Origin of the sequence: Acidovorax sp. sic0104, from assembly GCF_019219095.1 — a bacterium.
Classification (GTDB): domain Bacteria; phylum Pseudomonadota; class Gammaproteobacteria; order Burkholderiales; family Burkholderiaceae_C; genus Acidovorax.
The window spans coordinates 88338-111920 of the sequence record NZ_JAHUWH010000003.1; the positions used below are offsets into that span (position 1 = coordinate 88338).

Genomic DNA, 23583 nt, shown 5'->3' on the forward strand with positions numbered 1-23583 from the left:
GAGTCATGGAAAAGGAGCGACCGTGAAAACTCCTTGAACAGATTCCTAGATGTTGGAGCCGTCCACCCCCTCCATCGCCTGCCGGGTGACCTGGCTGCTGCGGCCCGGCATGGCCTCGCCCAGGTAGTCCAGGAAGCGGCGCACCGCGGGCGAAAGGCCTCTGCGCGACGGGAACACGGCGTGCACGATGGCGGGCAGCGGCGCCCAGTCGGGCAGCACGCGCACCAGGCGGCGGGCGCGGATCTCCTCGTAGCACATGTAGTCGGGCATCCAGCAGATGCCGGTCCCGGCCATGGCCGCGATCTTGAGCGTGAGCAGGTCGTCCGCCACATAGCGCGGCGCGTGGTGCACCACCTGGTGGACGCCGCCGGGGCCGATCAGGTTCCAGGTGGAGCGGCCGTCGGGCGCCGACATGGCGATGCTGTCCAGGCGCGCCAGATCTTCCAGTGTCTGGGGTGTGCCCTGGCGGATGAGCTGCTCGGGGCTGGCCACCAGAATCTGAGTGGCATGGTCCAGGCGCTTGACGACCATGCTGCCGCTGTCCTCCACTGAAGGGCGCACGCGCAGAGCCACGTCGATGCCCTCCTCCACCAGGTTCACTGCGCGGTTGCTCACCATCATCTCGACCCGTACCTCGGGGTAGTCCGCCAGGAACTTGGGCATCAGCTCGGCCAGCACCGTCTGCGCCAGGGTCACGGGGCAGCTCACACGGATGGTGCCGCGCGGCGCAGTCTGCACCTGGGCCACGGTGTCTGCCGCCGCCTGGGCCGACTCGCGCATGGCCTGGCAGTGGCGCAGGTAGGCCTCGCCAACTTCCGTCAACGACAGCTTGCGGGTGGTGCGCTGCAGCAGACGCACGCCCAGGTGGGTTTCCAGGTCAGACACGCGCCGCGACAGGCGGGACTTGGGAATGCCGAGGGCACGGCCCGCAGCTGCAAAGCCACCGCGCTCCACCACTTCGGCGAAATACAGCATGTCGTTGAGGTCTTGCATAAAGTTCATCGTTCCACTGATAGAACAATCTATCGCAAGTTCACCACCTTATCAACATTTTGATGAGTCCCCACAATTCTTCCCATGGCCACACACCGTGGCACCCACCGGACCACATTCCAAGGAGTTCTCTCATGCAACTGCTTCACATCGACTCCGCCATCACCGGCGAACAATCCGTCTCCCGCGAACTGACCGCCCGCACCGTGGCTGCGTGGAAGGCCGCGCACCCTGGTACCAGCGTGCAATATCTGGACCTGGCAGTACAGGCGCCGTCGCACCTGTCGGCCCAGTCCCTGGGTTTTCGCACGGGCCAGGCCGCCGCAACCGACGTCGAGCGCCAGGAAAACGCGCTGTCCGAAGCGCTGGTGAGCCAATTCCTGGCTGCTGACGTGATCGTGATCGGTGCACCGCTGTACAACTTCTCCATCCCCAGCCAGCTCAAGGCCTGGATAGACCGCCTCGCCCAGGCCGGCCGCACCTTCAAGTACACCGACAAGGGCCCCGTGGGCCTGGCCGGTGGCAAGACGGTGATCGTGGCGTCGAGCCGCGGCGGCGTGTATTCGTCGAGCGAAGGTGGCCAGGCCATGGAGCACCAGGAGAGCTACCTGAAGGTGGTGTTCGGCTTCTTCGGCATCACCGACGTACGCTTCGTGCGCGCCGAAGGCGTGGGCATGGGCCCAGACGCGAAGGCCCAGGCCTTCGCCAACGCCGACCGCGACATTGAGGCCCACGCGAGCACGGCTGCCAACCAGCCGCAAGTGGCCGCCGTGGCGTAACGCCCCCGGGGGCGGCCCGCCATGGCCGCCCGCACGCAGCGCGCACCTGCAAAGGGCCTGCGCATTTCCCTGGCGGGAAGTGTTCAGGCCCTTCGTCTTTTTGGTCTGTTGGGTTCGGTGCATCAGCCCTGGTGCTGGCGCACCCAGGCCACGTACTTGTCCACCCAGCCCTGCAGGAACTTGCGGCTGGCTTCGCCAACATTGCCATCGGCGTCGAACAGGCCCTCCTTGGCGTGGATGAAGGCTTCGGGCTGGCCCAGCGTGGGCATGTCGAGATAGGCCAGCACGTTGCGCAAATGCTGCTGCGACAGCGCGGTGCCGATGGCCCCCACCGACGCGCCGATCACGCCCGCCGGCTTGCCGGCCCACGCACTCTGGCCATACGGCCGCGAGCCATGGTCGATGGCGTTCTTGAGCACACCGGGCACGGACCGGTTGTACTCGGGCGTGACGAACAGCACGCCGTGCGCGGCCTTGACTTCGCCCTTGAGGCGCAGCACCGAGGCGGCCTGCTGGCCGTCGTCGTCCTGGTTGTACAGCGGCAGGTCGTCAATGCGCAGCTGCGTGAAAGTCACGTCCTGCGGCGCCAGACGGGCGAGTGCAGTGGCCAGTTGGCGGTTGAACGAATCCTTGCGCAGACTGCCGACGATGACAGCGATGTTGAGCTGGGCCATGGGTACTCTCTCCTTGGTGGTGGATGCCGTTTGAAAGCGGGGGGACCATGCATCCTAGGTGGCCGACCCGGCCGTATCAAGCGCACAGGCCGCTGCGGGCGGCCCCAGGCAGGGGATGCTGCAGCCATTCGCTATCAAAAAAATAGCTGCTGGCGCTTTCATATCAAGCGGCGGCAGCCATTTTCAGTTGGAAACAATGTCAGTGACCCGGTGGGTGCCCCTGTGTCCGGGTCATCAGCACCATCAAAAGCCTGGCAACACCGAGCCCTTGAACTCGGTCTGGATGAACTTCTTCACTTCGTCCGAGTGGTAGGCCTTGACCAGCTTGGCAACCCAGGGCTTGTCCTTGTCGGCCTCGCGCACGGCGATCAGGTTGACGTAGGGGCTCTTGGCGTTTTCCTGCGCGATGGCGTCCTTGCCCGGGTTCAGGCCGGCCGACAGCGCGAAGTTGGTGTTGATGGCCGATGCGTCCAGGTCATCCAGCGAACGCGGCAGTTGGGCTGCATCGAGCTCGACGAACTTGAGCTTCTTGGGGTTGCTCACCACGTCCAGCGGCGTGGCCTTGAGGTCGGCACCGTCACGCAGCTTGATCAGGCCCTTGTCCTGCAGCACCAGCAGCACGCGGCCGCCGTTGGTGGGATCGTTGGGAATGCCGAACTTGGCGCCTTCCTTCAGGTCTTCGAGCTTCTTGACCTTCTTGGAATACAGGCCGATGGGGAAATTGACGGTGTAGCCGACGGGCACGAGCTTGTAGCCACGGTCCTTGACCTGGGCGTCCAGGTAGGGCTTGTGCTGGTAGCTGTTGGCATCCAGGTCTCCTGCGGCCAGGGCGGCGTTGGGCTGCACGTAGTCGCTGAATTCGACGACCTGGATCTTCAGGCCGTCCTTCTCGGCGACCTTCTTGACCACTTCGAAGATCTGGGCATGGGGGCCACCCGTCACGCCGATCTTCAGGGGCTTGTCCTGGGCCATGACGCCGGTGGAGAAACCTGCGGCCAGGGCCAGGGCGAGAGTGGTTTGCAGCAGGGAGCGCTTGTTCACGGGAAACACCTTTTCGTTAAGAGATGTTTCGCATATTAGGGTTTACCTGATAAAACTGGAAAGAATAGGTTTTTATTTCCTTAAAACAAAATCGAATAAAAACCCTGCCATCCCGGGTTGTTCCACCGTTCGCACAGCATCAGGTTGCGGACCTCAACGCCACGTTGTTGAGCTTGTCCAAGCGCTCGGGCCAGGTGCCGTGCACCGTGGCGCCCTGCAGCAGGATGCGTGTCCATGCGACCCAGGCGTCCCATTGCACGCGTTTGTCCCACGAATTGCCCCATGCGCAAAAGAGCTGCAGCGCGCTGGCGGCTGCGGCCTGCGCCTCGTCCGTGCGGCCGGCCGACAGGTACAGCTGCGCCAGCACCATCTGCGGCTCGCCCACCCAGGGGTTGTGGCGCACGGCGCTCTCCAGCACGCCGGTGGCGACATCCAGGTCCACGAGCGGCTGGTCCTGCTGTATCACCGACCAGTACAGCGATGTCGCCGCCGCTTCGTCCGCCGCACTCAGGCCCTGCATGCAGTGGCCGAACACCGGGGGCACGGGCAGCAATCCCTTGAGGCCGGGGTGCTGCAGCGCCCGCCCCAGGCCGTTGATCTGCGACACCATGCGCCCGCTGGGACGCATCGGGCCGGGCCAGAGCGACGCCGCCCAGTGCACGGGCTGCGGCCGGTGCTGCACGGCCGGAAATCGCGAAAATATGTCGTCCTGCCAGCTGAACCACTGCTCGATGGTGTCCGCCATGCTCACCACGATGAAAGCCGCCACTTCGTAAGGCGTGAGCGTGTGCGGCTGGCCGTCCTTTTCCAGCACCAGGCTGCCATCGGCCGCCAGCGCGCCGGCCAGCACCTTCTGTACGAACTGCGTGCGCGACTGCGTGCAGAACAGGTACACGAGGTGTTCGGCCGATTCTCCCGCGATCTCGCGCACGCGGGCCCGCTCCTTGGCGGGGTCGAACTTCACCAGATCCACGAAGGCGTTGCCGTAAACGCTGTGCAAGAGGCCCAGCAAACGCACATCGCGCGGCTGCTGCCATAGGGTGAGCGAGCGTGCCACGCCCACCAGGTGGTGCCGAAAGGTGCCCGCCTTGTGCCAGTCCTGGCCCACGTTGCGCGCCAACACGGTGGGCAGAACGGGCGCGAGATCGGGGTCGCGGGCCAGCCACTCCTCGTCCAGCAGGTGCTGTGCGCGGGCGAACAGGTCGGCGTCCAGCGGTTGAAACGGCAGGCTCATGATCTTGTCTCCGGTTTTTGGGGGGGGCGAATGCAATGTACACACAGTATCAGCCGGGAGCGCAGGCGGGGGCTAAAATCCATTTTTATGGATTCAATTTCCATTAAACTGCCACCATGGACATCAACACCCGCATCGCCCGCCGGCTGCGCTACCTGCGCGACGCTCGCGGATACTCGCTCGAAGCCCTGGCAGAACGCAGCGGCGTGAGCCGCTCCAACATCTCGCTGATCGAGCGCGGCCAGAGCAGCCCTACCGCCGCAGTGCTCGACAAGCTCGCCATCGGGTTGAGTGTGGCGCTGGCGTCCTTCTTCGACGACAGCGGCGACACCGACGCCGGCGGCGCAGCCCCCTCACCGCTGATCCGCGCCGCCGACCAGCCACAGTGGCAGGACCCGGCCTCGGGCTATGTGCGCCGCCGCCTCTCGCCCCCCGCGCCATCGCCGCTGCAGTTGGTGGAGGTGGTGTTCCCGCCCGGCCAGCGCGTGGCGCTGGACTCGGCCGTGCGCGACGCCGACATCCACCAGCAGGTCTGGCTGACCAAGGGCCGCATGGACATGACGGTGGGCGACACCACCTGGAAGCTGTCCGCCGGCGACTGCCTGGCGATGCAGCTCAACCAGCCCATCGTGTTCCACAACCCCGGGGCGCAGCCCGCGCGCTACCTGGTCGCCTTGACCACGCTCTCCCCTGCCCCCATGGCCGGCATCGCCAACATTGGCGCCATGGCAAAGATCGCCCGGAGAAAACCATGACCCATGCCCTGTGCGCTACCGACATCACCATCCGGCGCCTGGGTGCCAACGAGGCCGCCGCCAGCGCGGAGGCCTTGGCCGACGTGCTGATCGACTGTGTGCAGGGTGGCGCATCGGTGAGTTTCATGTGGCCCTTGCCGCACGCCAAGGCGATGGACTTCTGGCGCGGCGTGGCCGACGGCGTGGCGCGCAAGGAGCGCGTGCTGCTGGTGGCCGAGGACTCCGGCGGCGCCATCGTGGGCACCGTGCAGCTCATTACCGCCATGCCAGACAACCAGCCGCACCGCGCCGACGTGGCCAAGATGCTGGTCCACCGCCGCGCCCGCCGCCGGGGCGTGGCCCAGCTCCTGATGGCCGCCGTGGACGACGCCGCGCGCGATGCCGGCAAAACCATTCTGGTGCTGGACACGGTGACCGGCGGCGATGCCGAGCGCCTGTACCTGCGCGCCGGCTGGCAGCGCGTGGGCACGGTGCCCGACTACGCCCTGATGCCCGACGGAGCCCTGTGCGCCACCACGTTCTTTTGCCGGCGGCTGGACCCTGCAGGGCATGCGCCTGCGCCGTAGCGGATGCTAGGTCGGGTCGCCTGCGGCCGCCTGTCGCACATCCACAGAAGGGGTCGCAAATGCCTCAAGCGCCCGCCACACCGCCTGGATGGCGGGGTCGTGCAGCTCTGACGCGCGGCGTGCGAGGCCCAGTTCGCGCAGCAGGGGCGGATGCAGCGGGCACACCAGCAGACCCTCTGTGTCTTGCCCATGCGCATCGGAACCGCCCACGCCCGGCTGCTCCAGCGGCAGCACCGCCACGCCATGGCCCGCCGCCACCAGGCTGCGCAATGCCAGGGGGTGGTTCAGCTCCATGCGGGGCCGGGGGTTCAGGCCCGCCTGCGCAAACCAGCCGGCGATAAGCCGGTACATCTGCGTGGCCGGGCCGAACGACATCCAGCGTTGATCGGCCAGCCATTGCGGCGTCGCCTGCGCAGGCGCGTTCCATGCGCCCGGCACCAACGCCACCATGGGGTCGCTGCGCCAGGGGTCCACCTGCACCCCGTTGCCCGAAGCCTGTGGCAGCGCGACGATGGCCAGGTCGAGCGTGCCGGCCCGCAGCCGAGCCATGGACTCGGCAGAGCTGAGCACGTCCAGCTTCACGTCCACTCCCGGGCCCTGGCGGGCCAGGTGCTCCAGCAGCGGAGGCAACAGGTCTGCGCTCACCCCCGCCGTGGTAGCCAGACGCACCACGCCTTCGAGCCCCTGTGCACGCCGGCGCACCCGCTCCACCACTTCGTCGGACGTGGACAGCAGGCGCCGCCCCGCGTCAACCAGCAGCTGGCCGGCCGGCGTCAGGCTGGCCTGGCGCCGGCCGCGCACCACCAGCGCCGCGCCCAGACGGGACTCCAGCTCACTGATGTGCAGGCTGACCGTGGGTGGCGCCAGGTGCAGGGCCTGCGCGGCTGCGGCCAGCGTGCCCAGGTCGGCAATCGCAATGAGGGTCTGCACCTGGTCGAGGTTGAGGTTTCGCATCAGAAATCCTGATTTCAATCGTCATTTAATTCAACTTTACAGATGTCTGATGGAAAAAGATGATCCGCGCAGCCAAAACAAATGCCCAACAGAACCGCCACTGCGCGGACTTCATCACCATGCTGACCAACGACGTCTTTCTCATCGTGCTGCTGTCCGCAGCACTCAACGCGGGGTGGAACAGCGCCATCAAGGTGGGCGGCGACCGCATCACCGCCATGGCCATCACCACGCTGGCAGGCAGCGGGCTTTCGCTGCTCGCCCTGCCGTGGGTGGACATGCCAGCAGCAACCAGCTGGTCGCTGCTGGTGCTGTCGATCGTCGTCCACACGGCCTACCACTTCGCCCTGCCCGTGGCCTACAACCATGGCGACATGGGCCAGGTGTACCCCATCGCACGGGGCTCTGCGCCGCTGCTGGTGATGTTGGGAGCCGCACTGTTCGCGGGTGAATGGCCGAGCAGCGGGGCCCTGTGGGGCGTGACCTGTTTGTGCGCGGGCGTGCTGTCGCTGGCGCTTGTGCGCAGCGCCGGCCACCGGGCCAGCCAGCGCAGGGCCGTGGGTTATGCGCTGCTGACGGGTGTGTTGATTGCCGCCTACACCGTGGTGGACGCGCTGGGCGCGCGACAGGCGGGCTCGGCCATCGGCTTTGCCGTCATGCTGACCCTGGGTGACGGCATTGCCACGGCGCTCATCGTGCTTCTCTGGAAGGGGCCCCGCACCTTTTGCGTGGACCGCGCCATGCTGCTGCGCTGCGGTGCAGCCGGCTCGATGCAGATGGGGGCGTACTGGATTGCCGTGTGGGCACTGGCGCGCGCACCGATGGGCGCGGTGTCTGCGCTGCGCGAGACCAGCGTGCTGCTGGTGGCCTTGATTTCGACCTGGCTTCTCAAGGAGCGCATGGGAGCGGCGCGCATGGTGTCGGTCGCGCTGGTGTGCGCAGGGCTGCTCATGGTGCGGCTGTCGTCCTGACTCGCGGGTGAGTGCCCCCGGAACGATCAAGCCCCTCTCGCAGGACGCTTGTCCGCCGGGACGCCCACGCCCGCCAGTTCGCCCGACTTCGCCAAAGCCTCGGCCAGGAACTTCACGAACGTCTGCACGCGCGTGGAGAACTGATGGCGCTGCGGGTACACCGCGTACACGTCGGCCGCAGGGGTCTGGTAGTGCGGCAGCACGGGCTCCAGCAGGCCTTGCGCCAGGTGCCGTTTCACGTCCCACTCGGCACGCATCACGATGCCGTGGCCCTGCAGCGCCCACAGCACGGCGATCTCGCCGTCGTTGGTGGTCAGGTTGCCGGTGATCTTGATGGACTCTGTGTGCGCCTTGCTGCCGCGCCCGGTGGTCAGGCGCCACAGGCCGTAGGCCTCGTCGCCCTGGCGGATGCCGATGCACTGGTGGGCCATCAGGTCGCGCGGCACGCGCGGCCGGCCATGGCGCTCCAGGTAAGCGGGCGCGGCGCACAGCACGCGCCGGTTGGGGGCGATGCGCCGGGCTATCACCCGGCCGTCGGGCGGCTCGCCAAAACGCACGCACACATCGTAGGCATCGTCGGTGATGGGCGGGGGGTGCACAGACAGCTGCAGTTGCACATCCACCTCGGGGTACCGCCGCACGAAGTCCGAGATCACGGGGGCGATGTGCATGCGCCCGAAGCCCAGCGTGGCGTTCACGCGCAACAGACCCTTGGGGCTGGCGCGGGACTGCACGATGAGCTCGTCCAGCGCGTCGATCTCGCGCAGGATGCGGCGCGCGTGCTCCAGCAGCAGCTCGCCCTCGGGCGTGAGGCTCATGCGGCGCGTGGAGCGGTTCACCAGCACGACGCCCAGGCGCCGCTCCATCTGCGCCAGGTGCTTGCTGACGGCTGCTGTGGACACGCCCATCTCGCGCCCCGCGGCGCTCAGGCTGGGGCTGGCGGCCAGGGTGGAGAAAAAGCCCAGTTCGGCAGGCTGGATGGTGCTGGAGCTCATGAGCAATCTTCAACTCAGAGTTAACGATGGATTCACTTTATCGCCGTTCCAACGCAGCGTCCAGGCCTACAGTCCGCACCATCCAATCAGCCACTCACGGCGTTCAACGCCCTACCACCATGACCACCTACGCAATAGCCACCATTCCCGGAGACGGCATCGGCAAGGAAGTGATTCCCGCCGGCCAGCGCGTGCTGCAGGCACTGGCCGCCCAGCACGCAGGCTTGCAGTTCGAGTTCGAGAACTTCGGCTGGGGCGGCGACTGGTACCGCGCACACGGCGTGATGATGCCGGCCGATGGCCTGGACGCTCTGCGTGGCAAGGACGCCATCCTGTTCGGCTCGGCCGGCGACCCGGACATCCCCGACCACATCACGCTGTGGGGCCTGCGCCTGAAGATCTGCCAGGGGTTCGACCAATACGCCAACGTGCGGCCCACGCGCATCCTGCCGGGCATCGACGCCCCGCTCAAGCGTTGCGCGCCCAAGGATCTGGACTGGGTCATCGTTCGCGAGAACTCCGAGGGCGAATACTCCGGCGTGGGCGGCCGCGTGCACCAGGGCCACCCCATCGAGGCGGCCACCGACGTGTCCATCATGACCCGCGTGGGCGTGGAGCGCATCCTGCGCTTTGCCTTTCGACTGGCCCAGTCCCGGCCCCGCAAGCTGCTCACCGTCATCACCAAGAGCAACGCCCAGCGCCATGCGATGGTGATGTGGGACGAGATCGCCGCGCAGGTCGGCCAGGAGTTCCCCGACGTGAAGTGGGACAAGGAACTGGTCGATGCCGCCACGGCCCGCATGGTCAACCGCCCCGCCACGCTGGACACCATCGTCGCCACCAACCTGCACGCCGACATCCTGTCGGACCTGGCCGCTGCGCTGGCCGGAAGCCTGGGCATCGCGCCCACGGGCAACATCGACCCCGAGCGCCGCTTCCCCAGCATGTTTGAGCCCATCCACGGCTCGGCCTTCGACATCATGGGCAAAGGCCTGGCCAACCCCATCGGCACCTTCTGGTCGGTGGTGATGCTGCTGGAGCACCTGGGCGAAACCACGGCGGCCGTGCAGGTGATGCAGGCGATAGAACAGGTCACCGCCAACCCGGCGCTGCACACCCGCGACCTGGGCGGCACCGCCACCACGGCGCAGGTGACCGACGCCGTGTGCGAGCTGCTCGCGCGCCAGCCCTTGCAGCGCGCCGCCTGATGCCTGCGCACCCGGGCGCCTGGTGCCACCCGGCACGGGTGCCAAAAAAAGCCCGCCCCTGCCCGGCACGGGGCCGGCCCCCATGACCAGCGAAGTCATGCGCCGCACGCCACAACAACCATGAAGGAGACAAGCATGAAGCACCGTGACACCCACCGGCGCACCGGCAGCGTACCTGCCGCGCTGTATCCCGGCCACCTGTTCGCACAACCCCTGCGGCGAGGTCTGCTGTGCGCGGCCGCCATCGCCGCAGGCGCCTTTCTGCTGCCCGGCACCCAGGCGCTGGCCCAGCCCCAGGCCTGGCCGACCAAGCCCGTCACCATCGTCGTGCCGTTCGCCGCAGGCGGCACCACCGACGTACTGGCGCGCGCGCTCGGCGAAAAGTTGGGCGCGGCCCTGGGCCAGCCCGTCATCGTCGAGAACCGTGGCGGCGCCGGCGCCACCATCGGCGCGGACTACGTGGCCAAGGCAGCGCCCGACGGCCACACGCTGCTGATGGGCGCCGTGCACCACACCATCGCCACCAGTGTGTACAAGAAACTAGGCTACGACTTCCAGAAGAGCTTTGCGCCCATCACCTCCGTGGCGCTGGTGCCCAACGTGCTCGCCGTGGCCGCCACCACGCCCGCCAGGGACGTGAAGGAACTGGTGGCGCTGATGAAGGCGGCGCCCGACAAGTTCTCGTACGGCTCCAACGGCGCGGGCACGGCGCAGCACCTGATCGGCACGCAGTTCGCAGCAGCCATCGGCCAGCCGCTGCTGCACGTGCCCTACAAGGGCAGCGGCCCGCTCACCACCGACCTGCTGGGCGGCCAGGTATCGATGTCGTTCGACACCGTGACCCCTGTGCTGCCCCACATCAAGGCCGGAAAGCTGCGCGCGCTGGCGGTCACCACGGCCAGGCGGTCTTCGTCGCTGCCCGACGTGCCCACGCTGGCGGAAAGCGGCTTTCTGGGCTTTGACATCGGCACCTGGTTCGGCGTACTTGCTCCCGCACGCACCCCGCCCGAGGTGGTGGAGCGGCTGAACGCCGAGATGGTCAAAGTGATCCAGTCGCCCGACTTCAGAAAGCGCATGCAAGAGATCGGCGCCGAGCCCATCGGCAACACCCCGGCGCAGATGGGGCAGCAGATCGCTGCGGACACCGCGCGCTTTGGCAAGCTGGTGGCAGACAACAAGATCACCACCGACTGAAGAACCGCATGGCGTGTGCCGGTCCGAGGGCGCTTGCCAGGCTCGCCCTCCCCTTGCGGGAGAGGGTTGGGGAGAGGCAATCAATCGACGCGGCGTGCCTGTGCGCCCCCTCTCCCCCGCCCTCTCCCACAAGGGGGGGAGGGAGTGAAGACAAGCGCGGCCATGGGTGCGGCGGTGGAGGCCGAATTTGAGGAAAAAAAGGCCGTCTGCGCTTGACCATCAATCGTCAGCAGCTATTGATTCAATAGCATGCACCGTCCGGCTCAGCGGTGGCTCAACCTGCGCACCGCCCAGTCGCCCAGGCTCTGCACGGCCTGCACGAAGAAGATCAGCACCAGCACCACGGCCAGCATGATCTCGGGCAGGAAGCGCTGGTAGCCGTAGCGGATGCCCAGGTCGCCCAGGCCGCCGCCGCCAATGGCGCCGGCCATGGCGGAGTAGCCAGTGAGGCTGACGAAGGTGATGGTCAGGCCCGCCACGATGCCGGGCAGCGCCTCGGGCAGCAGCACCTTCCAGACGATCTGACCGGTGGTGGCGCCCATGGCCTGGGCGGCTTCCACCAGCCCATGGTCCACCTCGCGCAGCGCGGCTTCCACCAGGCGCGCCACGAACGGCGCTGCGGCGATGGTCAGCGGCACCACGGCCGCGGCCGTGCCGATGGACGAGCCGGTGATGAAGCGCGTGAACGGGATGATGGCCACCAGCAAAATGATGAATGGCGTGGACCGCACGGCATTGACCAGCCAGCCCACGAGCTTGTTGGTAGGGCCGTTTTCCAGCACGCCGCCGTGGTCCGTCAGCCGCAGGAAGACGCCCAGGGGCACGCCGATAAGGCCGCCGACGATGCCGGAGATGCCCACCATGATGAGCGTCTCCCACAGAGACGACGCGAACAGGTCCAGCATGGCGGGGGTGAAATTGTTGAACATGGTTGTTTGCTTCCTCTGCTTTCAGCCTGCCACAGCGACTTCTTGGACTTCGACACCGCCTGCGCGCAGGTGCGCCACGGCACCCGACAGGCGCCCGGCCTCGCCGCTGGCGTACACGGCCAGCGAGCCGAAGGTCTCGTCCTGGATTTCGTCCACCTGGCCGTGCAGGATGCTCATGTCGACGCCGAACTCGCGGATCAGCTGCGACAGGATGGGCTGGTAGGCGCTGTCGCCGGCGTAGGACAGGCGCAGCAGCCGGCCCGTGCGACCGGCATCAAGCTGGCCTGCGAGCTTGCGCACATGGTCGAGCACGCTGGCGGGCAGCTCTTGCGGCAGGATCTCGTCGATGAGGCTCTTGGTGATGGGCTGCTGCGGGCGGGTGAAGACGTCAAGCACACGGCCCTGCTCCACGATGCGGCCGGCCTCGATCACGGCCACGCGGTCGGCCACCTGCTTGATGACCTGCATCTGGTGGGTGATGAGCACCACGGTCAGGCCCAGCTCGCGGTTGACCTGGCGCAGCAGGTCGAGGATGGAGCGCGTGGTCTCCGGGTCCAGTGCGGACGTGGCTTCGTCACTCAGCAGCACCTTGGGCCGGCTGGCGAGCGCGCGCGCAATGCCCACGCGCTGCTTCTGGCCGCCGCTGATCTGCGCGGGGTAGCGGTCTGCCAGGGCCGACAGGCCCACCAGCTCCAGCAGCGGGTTCACGCGCTCGCGGATGGCCGCCTTGTCCATGCCGGCGAGCTCCAGCGGCAGCGCGGCGTTGTCGAACACGGTGCGGGACGACAGCAAATTGAAGTGCTGGAACACCATGCCGATGTCCCGGCGCGCCTCGCGCAGCTGCGATTCGTTCAGTTGGGTGAGGTCGCGGCCGTCCACGATCACCTGGCCGGTGGTCGGGCGGTTGAGCAGATTGATGACGCGCACCAGCGAGCTCTTGCCAGCGCCGCTCTTGCCAATGATGCCGAACACTTCGCCGGACGTGATGTGCAGGTCGATGCCCTTCAAGGCTTCGACCGGGCCTTGTGAGCCCTGGTAGGTTTGGGTGATACCCCGTAAGTCGATCATGGAAATGCGAGAGCGCCGCACAGGCCGAGGTGTCGGCCCGCTACGGCGCCCATGTCAGTGAAAAAAAGGGATGCAGGAAATGTATCGGCGCAGCTTAATATCTCAAACGATCAAAAAATCGATTGATTAGATGAATTGCTTATATGGCGAGCAAAAAAACGCAGTAGCTATGAAATTCATAGCTTCAAGCGCTTGACTGAAGTGCGGCATCAGGCATTTTTGCCCATGCCGCTGCGGCATCTGCCTTGTGGCCGCTACCCGCCGCCCCCCATCACCGAGAGCACCTTGTTCACCAGCGCCTGGGCGTCGAAGGGCTTGACAAGCAGTTCCATCTGCGCGCCCAGGAACTGGGGGTTCATGGCCGCCTGCTCGGCGTAGCCCGTCATGAGGATGATCTTGATCGCGGGAAGCTTCTCGCGCGCGTAGTCGGCCACCTGACGGCCGTTGGGGCCGGGCAGGCCCACGTCGGAGACCAGCAGGTCGAAGTGCACGGCGCCCGACAGCAGCGCCATCGCGGCGCTGCCCGAGGCGGCCTCCATCACGTAAAAGCCGTTGTCGCGCAGCAGTTCCACCGCCAGGACGCGCACGGTGTCGTCGTCCTCCACCACGAGCGCCGAGTCAGGTCGGCGCGGGCTGGTGAGCATGGGGGCCGGATCGGCGCGCTCGGCCGCGGCTTCGGCGCGTGAGCGGCAGAAATACAGCGACACCCGCGTACCCTGCCCCACCGTGCTTTCAAGCACCGCCAGCCCGCCGGACTGGCGCATGAAGCCGTAGATCATCGACAACCCCAGGCCCGTGCCCTGCCCCAGCGGCTTGGTGGTGAAAAACGGGTCGAACGCGCGGGCCATCACATCGGCGGACATGCCGACGCCGGTATCGCTCACGGTCACGCGGACGTACTCGCCCGCATCCAGCCCCGGCACGGAATTGTCCCCCGACGCCTCCAGGTTCACGTTGTCGGCCTCGATGCGCAGGGTGCCGCGCTCGGGCATGGCGTCCCGCGCGTTGATGCACAGGTTCAGCACCGCGTTGTCGAACTGGTGAACGTCGGTGTACGCTGGCCACAGGTCGGGCTGCAAGGCCATTTGCAGCGCGATGTTCTCGCCACAGGTGCTGCGCACGATGGTCTCCAGGCTCGCCAGCGACGCGGCCAGGTCCACGGGGCGCGAATCCAGCGGCTGGCGGCGCGAGAACGCCAGCAGCCGCTGCGTGAGCGCGCCCGCACGCTTGGCGGCGGCCAGACCCGCGTCGATGTACTTGCCGGCCTCTGCCTCGCGGCCCTGGGCGATGCGCTGGCGGATGAGCTGCAGCGGCAGCACGATACCCTGCAGCATGTTGTTGAGGTCGTGCGCGATGCCGCCCGTGAGCTGCCCGAGCGCCTCCATCTTCTGGCTCTGGCGCAACTGCTCCTCCGCGCTGCGCAGGGCCTCGGCCTGCGCGCGCTCTTCAGTGACGTCGCGGCCCACCGCCTGGATGAAGCCATCGGCCGGGGCGGCCGTCCAGGCCACCCAGCGATCGGTGCCGTCACGGTGGCGGTAGCGCAGCGTGCCCTGGCGCTTGGGGGCGCCTTTCTGCAGTGAGTTGAGCTCGCCCATCAGCGTGGGCTCGTCGTCCGGGTGGGCAAAGGCCTGCACCTGGCGGCCCACGGTCTCCTGTTCGGTCCAGCCGAGCACGGAGGTCCAGGCCGGATTCACCGCCACGATCTGGCCGTCGAAACGCGTCACCATCAGCAGCGCGTCGGACCCCAGCCACAGGCGGTTGCGGTCGGCGGTGCGCTCGGCCACCTGCTGCTCCAGCGACGCCGCAGCCTCGCGCAGGCCCCGCTCGGCAATCACCTTGCCGGTGGTCTCGATCACCGTGTCCATCATGGCCACCACGACGCCGGTGTCATCGCGCACAGGGCTGTAGCAGAAGGTGAAGTACGCCTCCTCGTCGTAGCCGTGGCGGTTGATGGTGAGAGGGAAATCCTCCACAAACGTGGATTCGCCCCGGAATGCCTTGTCCACGATGGGGCTGATCACGTCCCACACCTCGCTCCACACCTCCTGCACCGGGCGGCCCAACGCATCGGGCTTGTCACCCAGAATGGTGCGAAATGCATCGTTGTGGAAGCAGTAGCGGTGCTCGCCCCACATCAGGCATTTGGGAAAGTCTGACGCCAGCACCATCTCCACCGCAAAGAGCAAGGCGCGTGGCCAGCCCTGCACCGGGCCGAGCGGGTGGCGCGCCCAGTCATAGCGCCGGATCTTGTCGCTCGCCGCGCCAGGGGCGCGCGGAAATCCAGCGGGGGCGGACGAAAAGAAATCGGTCATGGCAATGAATTGGCGGCCCGGCGACTGTGTCTTGGTAGGGTGTCCATGGTGGTTCTGTGGGCCCGTGAGTTGCTTTCAGCGGTCCCCGCAGGCCGGCCGGCCGGCTGGCCCACCCGCCGAACGCGGCCTCTTGGGAGTCTACAAGCGAAACCGCTCCCGGCTGAAGTTCCCGGCAGCCCGCCGGGGTGGAGAGTGGACGCCGGTTCGTGCCGTTCTTCGGTGTGTCTCAGGCGCCTACCGCCGCCGCGCCCCTTGCCTGCACGCGGCGCGAGACCATCAGGCCAAGCACGAACACGCCCAGTGCCGCGACGGAGAACACGGGCGCAAGCCAGCCACGGTCCACGCTGAAGGCCACTATCAGGACCCCGGTGGACTGGCCCAGGAACAGAAGGCACGCGAACATCGTCACCGCCGCTCCCCGCGCCTGCGGCGCCATCTGAGTGGCCTGCACCTGCAGCGTGTTGTGCAGCATGTAAAAGCCGATGCCCGCCATGAAGCAGCCCAGCATCGCCCAACCCACCACCGGCGCCCAGGCCAGCGACAGCAGACCCACGGCGATCAGCGTGGCGCCCGTGACGGCCAGGCCCCGCTCGCCCAGCGCGGCCAGCCAGCGCCGCGCGAACACGCTGTAGATGAGGCCACCCACACCGTAAAGCACCATCACGCCGCCCGCGGCCGCGGCCGACAGACCAAAGCCGTCGACCATGCGCGCCGGCACGAAGGCCAGAGTGCCGAATGCCAGCGCACCCTCGATGGCCACCACCGCCAGCACCCATCGCACACGCTCCATGCGCAACAAAGCCATTGTTCCCGCCAGGTAGCTGCCCAGCGAGAAGGCCGCCGCACCCTGCACTGCCTGCGTGCGCAGCGCCCCGCTGGCGCGGGCATGCCGCAGCAGCAGCGCGGCGGCGGCAAAGAACAGCACGGCCAAGGCACCCAGCGCGGAACGCCAGCCCAGCGTCTCAGTGGCCAATCCTCCGAACCACTGGCCCGCCATCATCCCGGTAACGGTGGCGACCATGAGGCGCGCCAGGGTCTCCTGACGCTGCTCGTAGGCCACCTCATCGCCTATCCAGGCCATCGACAGCGGAATGATCCCCGCCGCTGCCGCGCCCATGGCGGCGCGCGCCACCACCAGCAGCGTGAAGCTCTGCGCCAACGCCGTGACGGCACTGAACACCGCGCAGGCCGCCGTGGCGCCGATGATCACGCGCACCTTGCCGATGCGATCGCCCAGCGGGCCGTACACCAATTGCAGCACGCCGTAGGCCACGGCAAACGCGGCGATGACGGCGGAGGCATCTCCGGTGGTGATCCTGTATTCGAGGGACAGCGCCACCAGCATGGGGTCGCACACGCGCATGGATGCCATGCTGCAAAAGGCCGCCAGGCTGATGAGCCGCAGCATCGTGGAGGAAGAGGTCATATCACCCGATTGTGGTGCGGCTGGCGCAAGGGCGCTGGCGCGGAGCGCTATGCACCCCGGGGGTTGAAGGTCTGAGCCTGCATTTGGCTTCATGGCGCGATGTGCGTCGCTTCGACAAGCGTGAACGGGCAAGGGGCGCGCCTGGGCCGATGGATCCTTGAGCCGTTCGGGGTGAGCATGTCGAAGCCTCGCTGTGGCGAAGATTGGGTGACCATGGAGTTTCATCCCCGCGAAGCCCAGCGTACCGAATGCATCGCTGCACAGGCGAGAACGCGCCGCAGGTCAGGCGAACTACGCACTGTCAAGTGCAAAAAAGGAGCTTGGTCAAAAAAAATGCACGCATAAGCTGGCACTCCCTTCAACCTAACCGGGGCTTCCGGCACTTTCATTGAAAGTGAACTTCAGGAGAGAGCGATGCAAGCAATGATCAGTTCAGGGCTCGAACAAGATGTGCCCGATGGTTCAGAACTCTTCGTCCAATCAGCAGGTGATGAACCTGCGGAGGATTCCTCGGCACCGGGCCCCTTGACCAAAAGCAGGAGTCACGGGGACACGCAGGGCTTCCGAGCTGATCCACCACCGAAGATCAAAGGTTCCTCGGATTCGGGAACCAAGAAAAAGGGCTGAGCTGTCAACACACATCACAGATGACGCTCCATGCTTAGCTGCAACTTGACGGCTGAAGATCTTGCCAAAGATTGGCATGCCGATGAAACCGGATGGTACTGTGGCCAAAGCTATGTCAAGCCGTACAGCCATCGAATCATTGAAACGTTGGCATTCCGTACGAAAGGGCGCATGGCATTTGTGGTGCGTGAACACCTGCGGCGCGGAGTTTCCGCGCTTGAGGTCTCACCACTGCGCGATGTGTCCGACGATGAATTCGACTCCGCCGTGCACGAGGCCAAGCGCTGGCCGCTGAATCATGTCACGTTGATCATCGATCGGTGCGCCGCCGCCGTTTCCATCTACTCGGGAGAATGGGCTGTCGCCCCCCTGTACGTCCTCGGAAGACCCGGCATCCTGTACGCGGATTGGGACGTCGCAAACCTATACACGCATGTCCGATCCTCCATAGATTTCGGCAGAGCCAGCCACTATCTGGTGGGGCTGGGGTGCCCGTATTCACGCGTGACGCTTTTCCCGGAAATATCCCAGCTCACAGAGCGATCGGAAGCCTTCTGGAACGGGCTTGCAGGAGACCTTCGCATCGACTACCCGCCGCGAGTGGCGCGTCCCGCAGCAAAAGAGCTGCGCGCTGACGCAGATGTCCTGGGTATGTTCGAGTCCATCCTGGCAGCTTCGATGCGTCGTTGGCTCACCGATGACAGGCCGATGGCGACACAGCTGAGTGGAGGCCTGGATTCATCCGTGGTGGCACTGGTGGGCGCCAAGGAAAGCCGACATGGACTGCGCAGCTACGGCCTTGTCATGCCTGGAGAAAATGGCAGGTGGCAGTCCATCCGCCGGGATGAAGTGGCAGCTCTGGCCGGAGCCAACGACCACCACATTCCGGCCGAGGATCACTTGCCGTTCCTATCTGGAAGCCAGCGTGTGCAGGGCACATCTCACGTGCCCTGGGGCGAGTACTACGACGAGGCGCTTGGCGCACTGCTCGACCAGGCCCGTGCAGACGGAATGGATGTGATGTTCACCGGAGCCGGAGGCGACGAAATATCGGCCGTGACCTGGCGCGAACTTCAGATGCACGGCATATCGAAACCTGACGACGATCCCCCCGAAACGGATGGCGATGGTTTTCCGCCGTTCCTCACGCCTGCGGGTCTTGATGCCTATCACGCGACGGCGAAATGTCTGGATGAAGCGCCTCGACCCGCAACGGAGCTGAGCGCACTGGAGGCGGCGGCCAGCGGCACCACCTGCTTCCTGCGCCGCGGCGTATGGCCGGTCAATCCATATTTCACGCCCGAACTCGTTTGGTTCTGTCGGAGTCTGCCTTTCGAATGGCGCTACGGTCGCGCACTGCAACGACGCTACCTGCTGCAGCGGGGATGCTCGCAGGAAGTCGCGTTTCCACAAGTCAAGGAATCGTTCTGCGACGTCATGGAGCAGTCGTTGAAGCACCGTTCTCGCAATTTGCTCCAGAGCATTTTCAGCGACTCAAGGCTTGCGGCGATGGGCCTCGTAGAAAGATCGGATTTGCTTCGCACCTACGAAGACTATTGCGCTGACCGCGATGGCCAATGGGGTGATTCGATTCTCGGCGCGGCAGTTCTTGAACTTACCGTGCGGGCACTGGAGCGCTCACGATCCGCCGCATAGGTCTCTCCCAGGAACAAGGAGCCGGTATGAACGCGTCATCGGAAGTAGCGAATTTTCTGCAGCACCATCCGGACTTCGATATCGAGTCGTTCGACTTTCTTTCACGGGATGCCGTGGATGGACTGGCCCGGTCTGTGGGAGCGTCCAACGGCGTCGTCCAGTCCCTCAAATCCACGCAGCGCCTTTTGCGCCTAGGCTCAGACCATGCAGTCGCCAGCCTGCTGCGCCAAAGGGGCTTTGACTCTGCCCATTCCATCGCCGCCGTATCGGAGGATTTATGGGTGGACACCAACCAGGACGCCTTTCCCGAAGGCGCCCGCCAAGCGCGTGACCTTCATCGCCGGGCACAAACAGTCAAGGGCCAGGCGACTCATCTGTGGGCAGCAGTTCATGGCGCTGTCAGCTCGAAGACTGCGCAAGGCATCGCCTCTCACACGGCGGACAGCCGGCTGGTCGACTTCTTCTCAAGTCTTCCTGACTACGAGGCGCTCTTTGGTCCTCAGGACTACTGCAGCTGTGAACATTGCAGGTCGGTTTTTGGACCTGCGGCGTACTTCGTTGACCTCATGAGGATCATCGATCGCTATGTGACGCAGCCGAACAAAATCGCCGCGAATCAAACCCTGGAGTCACGGCGCAAAGACCTTTTTTCCTTGCGCCTGGACTGTGCGAACACGAATACCTTGGTTCCCACGCTCCAGATCGTGAACACCGTGCTGGAAGAGCGTGCGCGCACTGAGCTTGGGACCTCAGACGTGTTCAAGCGCCTGGCAACACAAATCTATCCCCTTCAACTGCCTGGCAACGTCCCGCTCCTGGAGGTTCGGCAGTATCTGGCATCGGTCAATGTCTCACTGGCTGACGTATTTCGCGCGTTCGAGCGACCACGCTTTGGCGCGCTGGTCCAATCCCATACGGAGAACACATTCACCCTCGAGTTGTCAGGCCCTCCAGTCAATCTGGCGGGCGCTGTGCTCTGCGTCACGGACAACAGCGGTGCCGAGCAGTTGCGTGTCGTGCAGTCTTGGGATGCACTTACGGCTACAGGCGTTGTGAACCGGGATTGGGCCGCAGGATCCAGGTTCGAAACCTGCACGGTGGGTCTTGACACGGCCTTTATCGCGCGCGAGGCCCTGTCACTCTCCACAGAGCAGGCTTTTGTCGTGACCAACACGGACACGTCCGCCAGCTATCTGAAGTCAGCCTACGGTCTGGGTGACGCGCAGCCGCTCTCGGTGCTGGCTGATGCCGCGCTGTTTCGCCAGCACACCGGCATGTCTCGCGAATCGCTTCCGGAGTTCCTTCTGCAGAACTTGGAATCTGACGAGATTGCGGCCGGGATGGCTCATGACCTTTTCATCAATGCTCCGCTCGCCGACAAGCACTACGTCGACGTCCAGACCGATGACGAGGGAAAGCAGACGGTCACGAACCTGAATGAAAAAACGCTAGACCGCATCCATCGCTTTTTCAGACTGTCCGAGTGGACTGGGGTCGCTGCCTCGGATCTTGATTGGGCACTATCCAGCCTGGGGATTCACGACATCGCGGCCGACTCGCTCATCGCGCTGGCCAATGCCGTGCAGGTGCGCCAATCCTTGGGAAATGCACCGTGGGATATTGCATGTGCCTTCTGGCACGACATCAAGACGACCAACAGCCATGTGACAGGCGGGCCGAGCGGCAGTCTGTTCGACCGCGTCTTCAATCGACCGGACCAGCTGCGCGGGACGCGCCCCTATCACCCACTCTATGCGGCGAACCCTTTGTACCGCGACACCCCCAGCAGCATGGCGGCCGATGGATCCGAAACCGTGTCTTGCGGTTTTGGGCGCATGCGTCTGGCCGCGGCGCTGGGGCTGAGCGATGAAGAGCTGACGGCCGTTACGGCGCTGTTCTTCGACTCCGGTGACACCGTAGTGCTGGACGTGCCAACCCTCACTTTGTTCTTCCGCGCCGCAACGCTGATGAAATTCCTGCGGCTGACAGCCAATGGTTTGAAAAGGCTCTTGGCGCAGCACTCCATGGATGCACGCGATCCCTGGCCTGCGTCCCGGCTGGAATTACTTTTGACGAGTTCGCGGGCTCTTTCGGGCGCGGGGCTCACGCCTGCCGTGGTGGATCTGATCGTGCGTGGCGATGCCAGCGGTGTACCTGCATTGCAAAAGCCAGCGTTGCCGTACAACGGCGTAAAGACGTTGTGGGCCCAGGCGATGCCTACCCTGATCACGCCGGCATCGTTTGCGGGCGATCTGCTGGATATCCAAGAGTCTGTTCAGACTTACTCACTGCTTGCCAGCACACGGCCCGAACTCTTGCTGCAGATGGGGCCAGCGTACAAGACAGTCATGGGGCTAGGCCCAGGGCGTGGCATCGCACTGGTTCTGATGCGTGTGGGGGTGGGCGAACTCAAGTTCCTCAGTAAGTTGCTGGACTCCGAGCAGATCGCGGCAGTGGCTCGGGCCTTGAACCGCACTTACGACGGTCAGCTGTCGTTCTTAACCGAACAGCTCGCCGATCTGATCGGATCCAGCTCGCAAATGCTGCAGGCCGCTGTGTCGTTCTTTGACCAGGTTCTGCATGGTCGGCGACCTTGGCTGGCTCAGTTCTTCATGCCCGTAGGGCAGAACACGAAAGCCTGGAACGAACTTGAAAAAAGTGCGCAGGTATTGCGCCGCCTACTCTTCGCCTGCGAGAAGCTGCTACTGGAACCAGCGGAAGTGCAAGCCATCACAGCCATGCCCGAAGCCTTCGGACTGCATGATCTTGCGCAACCTGGGGCAGCAGATATCCAAGCGCTTGTGGACTACAAGGGCCTGCTGCTGCAACTCAACTGCCCCGTGCAGGAGTTCCTTGGCTATCTGGCGCTTGCACCGGATCCAGTCAATGGTGAGCGGACCAAGCTCCTGGCATTGTCCGATCTGACCGGCTGGGCACCTGAGCAGATCACGGAAGTGGCTGATCGTGTTGGCAATGGGGCTGACCTCTACAACACAGTTCCGGGCATCTTGCGGATGAGCGCGGCCTTCTCTGTGCTGGGCAGCATCAACGCCGACATGCGTTTCGCGCACGACATCCTGGTGCTGCAAAACCTGCCCGTGCAAGATGCCAACGAGGCTGCCTGGAACATCTGGCGAAGAACAGCGTCCTCTGTGGCCACTCTGGCATCGACACGGTTCACGGAGCAGGCCTGGCCAGCCGTCGACGCAGTGGCAGTCTCCAAACTCAACGAAGCGCGCCGCGACATGCTCGAGGGTGTTGTCCTGTGGAAAATCCGGGAACGATTTGCCGACATCGATAGCAGCGCGCGTCTTTACGCATTCCTTCTCGTCGATGTAAAGACCGGAGGTTGCGCCAGCACGTCCCTGGTCGTCGAAGGCCTGAGCGCCTTGCAGTTGTACTTGCAGCGCTGCCGCTTGAACCTGGAAGCGGGGGTTGAAAAGCTTGCCATTCCAGATGCCTGGTGGGACTGGATGATGAACTACCGCGTCTGGGAGGCAAACCGCAAAATCTTTCTGTACCCGGAGAACTATCTCGTTCCGTCCGTCAGGCGCAACAAGACGACCGTCTTCAAGGCGCTGGAGGAGTCCCTGCTACAGGCCAATGTCGACGATGGGGCCGTGGCCAGGGCATACCGCGACTATCTCGCCGGCTTGGAACCCATCACCACGCTCACGTTCGTGGATGCATACCGTTGTCAGCGGCAGGATGACGAAGCTTCCGGAACCCAGACCCTTTTCCTCTTTGCACGCACCCGCGACGAGCCCTACACCTACTACCACGCGGCCAAGACCGGTGAAGGTGTCTGGACAGAGTGGGCAAAGATCAACGTCACCATCGACTCTCCCCACATTGCTCCGGTCTATGCGTTTGGCAGGCTGTTTCTGTTCTGGGTGCATCTTCGCCGCGTCTCCACATCGGAAATCCGCGCTCCCGAGGGCGGTACGGTCGCTGTGTCCGCCAACAGCGCTTCATACCAGGCGACCATCAGCTACTCGTTCCGCGATGTCGATGGTGATAGCTGGGTGGCAACCGTGTGGCGCTTCCTGATGATGCAGTTCGGTACGTCAATAAAGCGCAGGCCGACGACATCAAAGAGTTTGCAGATATTGCTCCCCCCTCCAGTGGGTACAACCTGCCAAACTTCGACTATCTGGTCCGTCTCTACAAGGGGCTGTATCCGGGCGTGCATATCGTGACG

The 23583-nt window shown here is 65.1% G+C and carries 19 protein-coding genes; 9 read left to right on the top strand and 10 right to left on the bottom strand.

Translation table 11 applies throughout. The features are described 5' to 3' along the window. Window positions 1–45: 45 nt before the first annotated feature. Entirely contained in the window at window positions 46–993 is a 948-nt protein-coding gene (locus tag KW835_RS06905) for a LysR family transcriptional regulator (RefSeq protein WP_218381853.1), read from the bottom strand. 134 nt (window positions 994–1127) lie between these two features. Between KW835_RS06905 and KW835_RS06910 the strand changes: the two genes are divergently transcribed. After that, entirely contained in the window at window positions 1128–1772 is a 645-nt protein-coding gene (locus KW835_RS06910; RefSeq protein WP_218381626.1) for an FMN-dependent NADH-azoreductase, read from the top strand. Window positions 1773–1894: 122 nt separating this feature from the next. Here the strand turns inward: KW835_RS06910 and KW835_RS06915 are convergent, their stop codons facing one another. The 3 genes from KW835_RS06915 to KW835_RS06925 form a co-directional block, all read right to left on the bottom strand. Continuing rightward, entirely contained in the window at window positions 1895–2446 is a 552-nt protein-coding gene (locus tag KW835_RS06915) for an NADPH-dependent FMN reductase (protein ID WP_218381627.1), read from the bottom strand. A gap of 243 nt (window positions 2447–2689) precedes the next feature. Beyond that, a complete protein-coding gene (locus KW835_RS06920) occupies window positions 2690–3487 on the bottom strand; it encodes a MetQ/NlpA family ABC transporter substrate-binding protein (RefSeq protein WP_218381628.1) in 798 nt (265 codons plus the stop codon). A gap of 139 nt (window positions 3488–3626) precedes the next feature. Then, window positions 3627–4721, bottom strand: coding sequence for a DUF6817 domain-containing protein (locus tag KW835_RS06925; RefSeq protein WP_218381629.1), 1095 nt, complete (start codon window positions 4719–4721; stop codon window positions 3627–3629). A gap of 116 nt (window positions 4722–4837) precedes the next feature. On the opposite strand from KW835_RS06925, the gene KW835_RS06930 reads away from it, so the two are divergent. Together KW835_RS06930 and KW835_RS06935 are read left to right on the top strand one after the other, a co-directional pair. Continuing rightward, on the top strand, window positions 4838–5476 hold the full coding sequence (locus KW835_RS06930) for a helix-turn-helix domain-containing protein (protein ID WP_218381630.1): 639 nt from the start codon (window positions 4838–4840) through the stop codon (window positions 5474–5476). Beyond that, window positions 5473–6042, top strand: a complete 570-nt coding sequence (locus KW835_RS06935; protein WP_218381631.1) for a GNAT family N-acetyltransferase — start codon at window positions 5473–5475, stop codon at window positions 6040–6042. Before KW835_RS06930 ends, KW835_RS06935 begins: the two co-directional genes overlap by 4 nt. 6 nt (window positions 6043–6048) lie before the next feature. Here the strand turns inward: KW835_RS06935 and KW835_RS06940 are convergent, their stop codons facing one another. After that, window positions 6049–6996 carry a LysR family transcriptional regulator gene (locus tag KW835_RS06940; protein ID WP_218381632.1) on the bottom strand — a complete coding sequence of 316 codons (948 nt, stop codon included), beginning with the start codon at window positions 6994–6996 and terminating at the stop codon, window positions 6049–6051. 119 nt (window positions 6997–7115) lie between these two features. Between KW835_RS06940 and KW835_RS06945 the strand changes: the two genes are divergently transcribed. Further along, window positions 7116–7967, top strand: a complete 852-nt coding sequence (locus KW835_RS06945; RefSeq protein ID WP_218381633.1) for a DMT family transporter — start codon at window positions 7116–7118, stop codon at window positions 7965–7967. A 26-nt stretch (window positions 7968–7993) separates the two neighbouring features. Here KW835_RS06945 and KW835_RS06950 read toward each other — a convergent pair whose 3' ends face one another. Then, a complete protein-coding gene (locus KW835_RS06950; RefSeq protein WP_218381634.1) occupies window positions 7994–8962 on the bottom strand; it encodes a LysR substrate-binding domain-containing protein in 969 nt (322 codons plus the stop codon). A gap of 119 nt (window positions 8963–9081) precedes the next feature. Here KW835_RS06950 and KW835_RS06955 point away from each other — a divergent pair, with 119 nt between their 5' ends. Both KW835_RS06955 and KW835_RS06960 read left to right on the top strand, forming a co-directional pair. Next, window positions 9082–10170: a tartrate dehydrogenase gene (locus tag KW835_RS06955; protein WP_218381635.1), complete on the top strand. Its 1089-nt coding sequence runs from the start codon at window positions 9082–9084 to the stop codon at window positions 10168–10170. A gap of 135 nt (window positions 10171–10305) precedes the next feature. Then, complete coding sequence (locus tag KW835_RS06960) at window positions 10306–11364, top strand: tripartite tricarboxylate transporter substrate binding protein (RefSeq protein WP_255593352.1); 1059 nt, start codon at window positions 10306–10308, stop codon at window positions 11362–11364. Between the two features lie 263 nt (window positions 11365–11627). Here the strand turns inward: KW835_RS06960 and KW835_RS06965 are convergent, their stop codons facing one another. The 4 genes from KW835_RS06965 to KW835_RS06980 form a co-directional block, all read right to left on the bottom strand. After that, window positions 11628–12293: a methionine ABC transporter permease gene (locus KW835_RS06965; RefSeq protein WP_218381636.1), complete on the bottom strand. Its 666-nt coding sequence runs from the start codon at window positions 12291–12293 to the stop codon at window positions 11628–11630. A gap of 21 nt (window positions 12294–12314) precedes the next feature. Continuing rightward, complete coding sequence (locus KW835_RS06970; RefSeq protein WP_218381637.1) at window positions 12315–13361, bottom strand: methionine ABC transporter ATP-binding protein; 1047 nt, start codon at window positions 13359–13361, stop codon at window positions 12315–12317. 254 nt (window positions 13362–13615) lie between these two features. Then, the gene (locus KW835_RS06975; RefSeq protein ID WP_218381638.1) at window positions 13616–15673 is read right to left on the bottom strand and encodes a PAS domain-containing sensor histidine kinase; all 2058 of its coding nucleotides are present in this window, start codon (window positions 15671–15673) and stop codon (window positions 13616–13618) included. Between the two features lie 226 nt (window positions 15674–15899). Next, a complete protein-coding gene (locus tag KW835_RS06980) occupies window positions 15900–17099 on the bottom strand; it encodes an MFS transporter (protein WP_255593353.1) in 1200 nt (399 codons plus the stop codon). A gap of 414 nt (window positions 17100–17513) precedes the next feature. On the opposite strand from KW835_RS06980, the gene KW835_RS06985 reads away from it, so the two are divergent. From KW835_RS06985 to KW835_RS06995, 3 genes are read left to right on the top strand one after another with little or no spacing between them, the layout of a single operon-like run. After that, window positions 17514–17726, top strand: coding sequence for a hypothetical protein (locus tag KW835_RS06985; protein ID WP_218381639.1), 213 nt, complete (start codon window positions 17514–17516; stop codon window positions 17724–17726). 45 nt (window positions 17727–17771) lie between these two features. After that, the gene (locus KW835_RS06990; protein ID WP_218381640.1) at window positions 17772–19382 is read left to right on the top strand and encodes an asparagine synthase-related protein; all 1611 of its coding nucleotides are present in this window, start codon (window positions 17772–17774) and stop codon (window positions 19380–19382) included. A gap of 26 nt (window positions 19383–19408) precedes the next feature. Next, window positions 19409–23581 carry a neuraminidase-like domain-containing protein gene (locus KW835_RS06995; RefSeq protein ID WP_218381641.1) on the top strand — a complete coding sequence of 1391 codons (4173 nt, stop codon included), beginning with the start codon at window positions 19409–19411 and terminating at the stop codon, window positions 23579–23581. Window positions 23582–23583 lie beyond the last annotated feature (2 nt).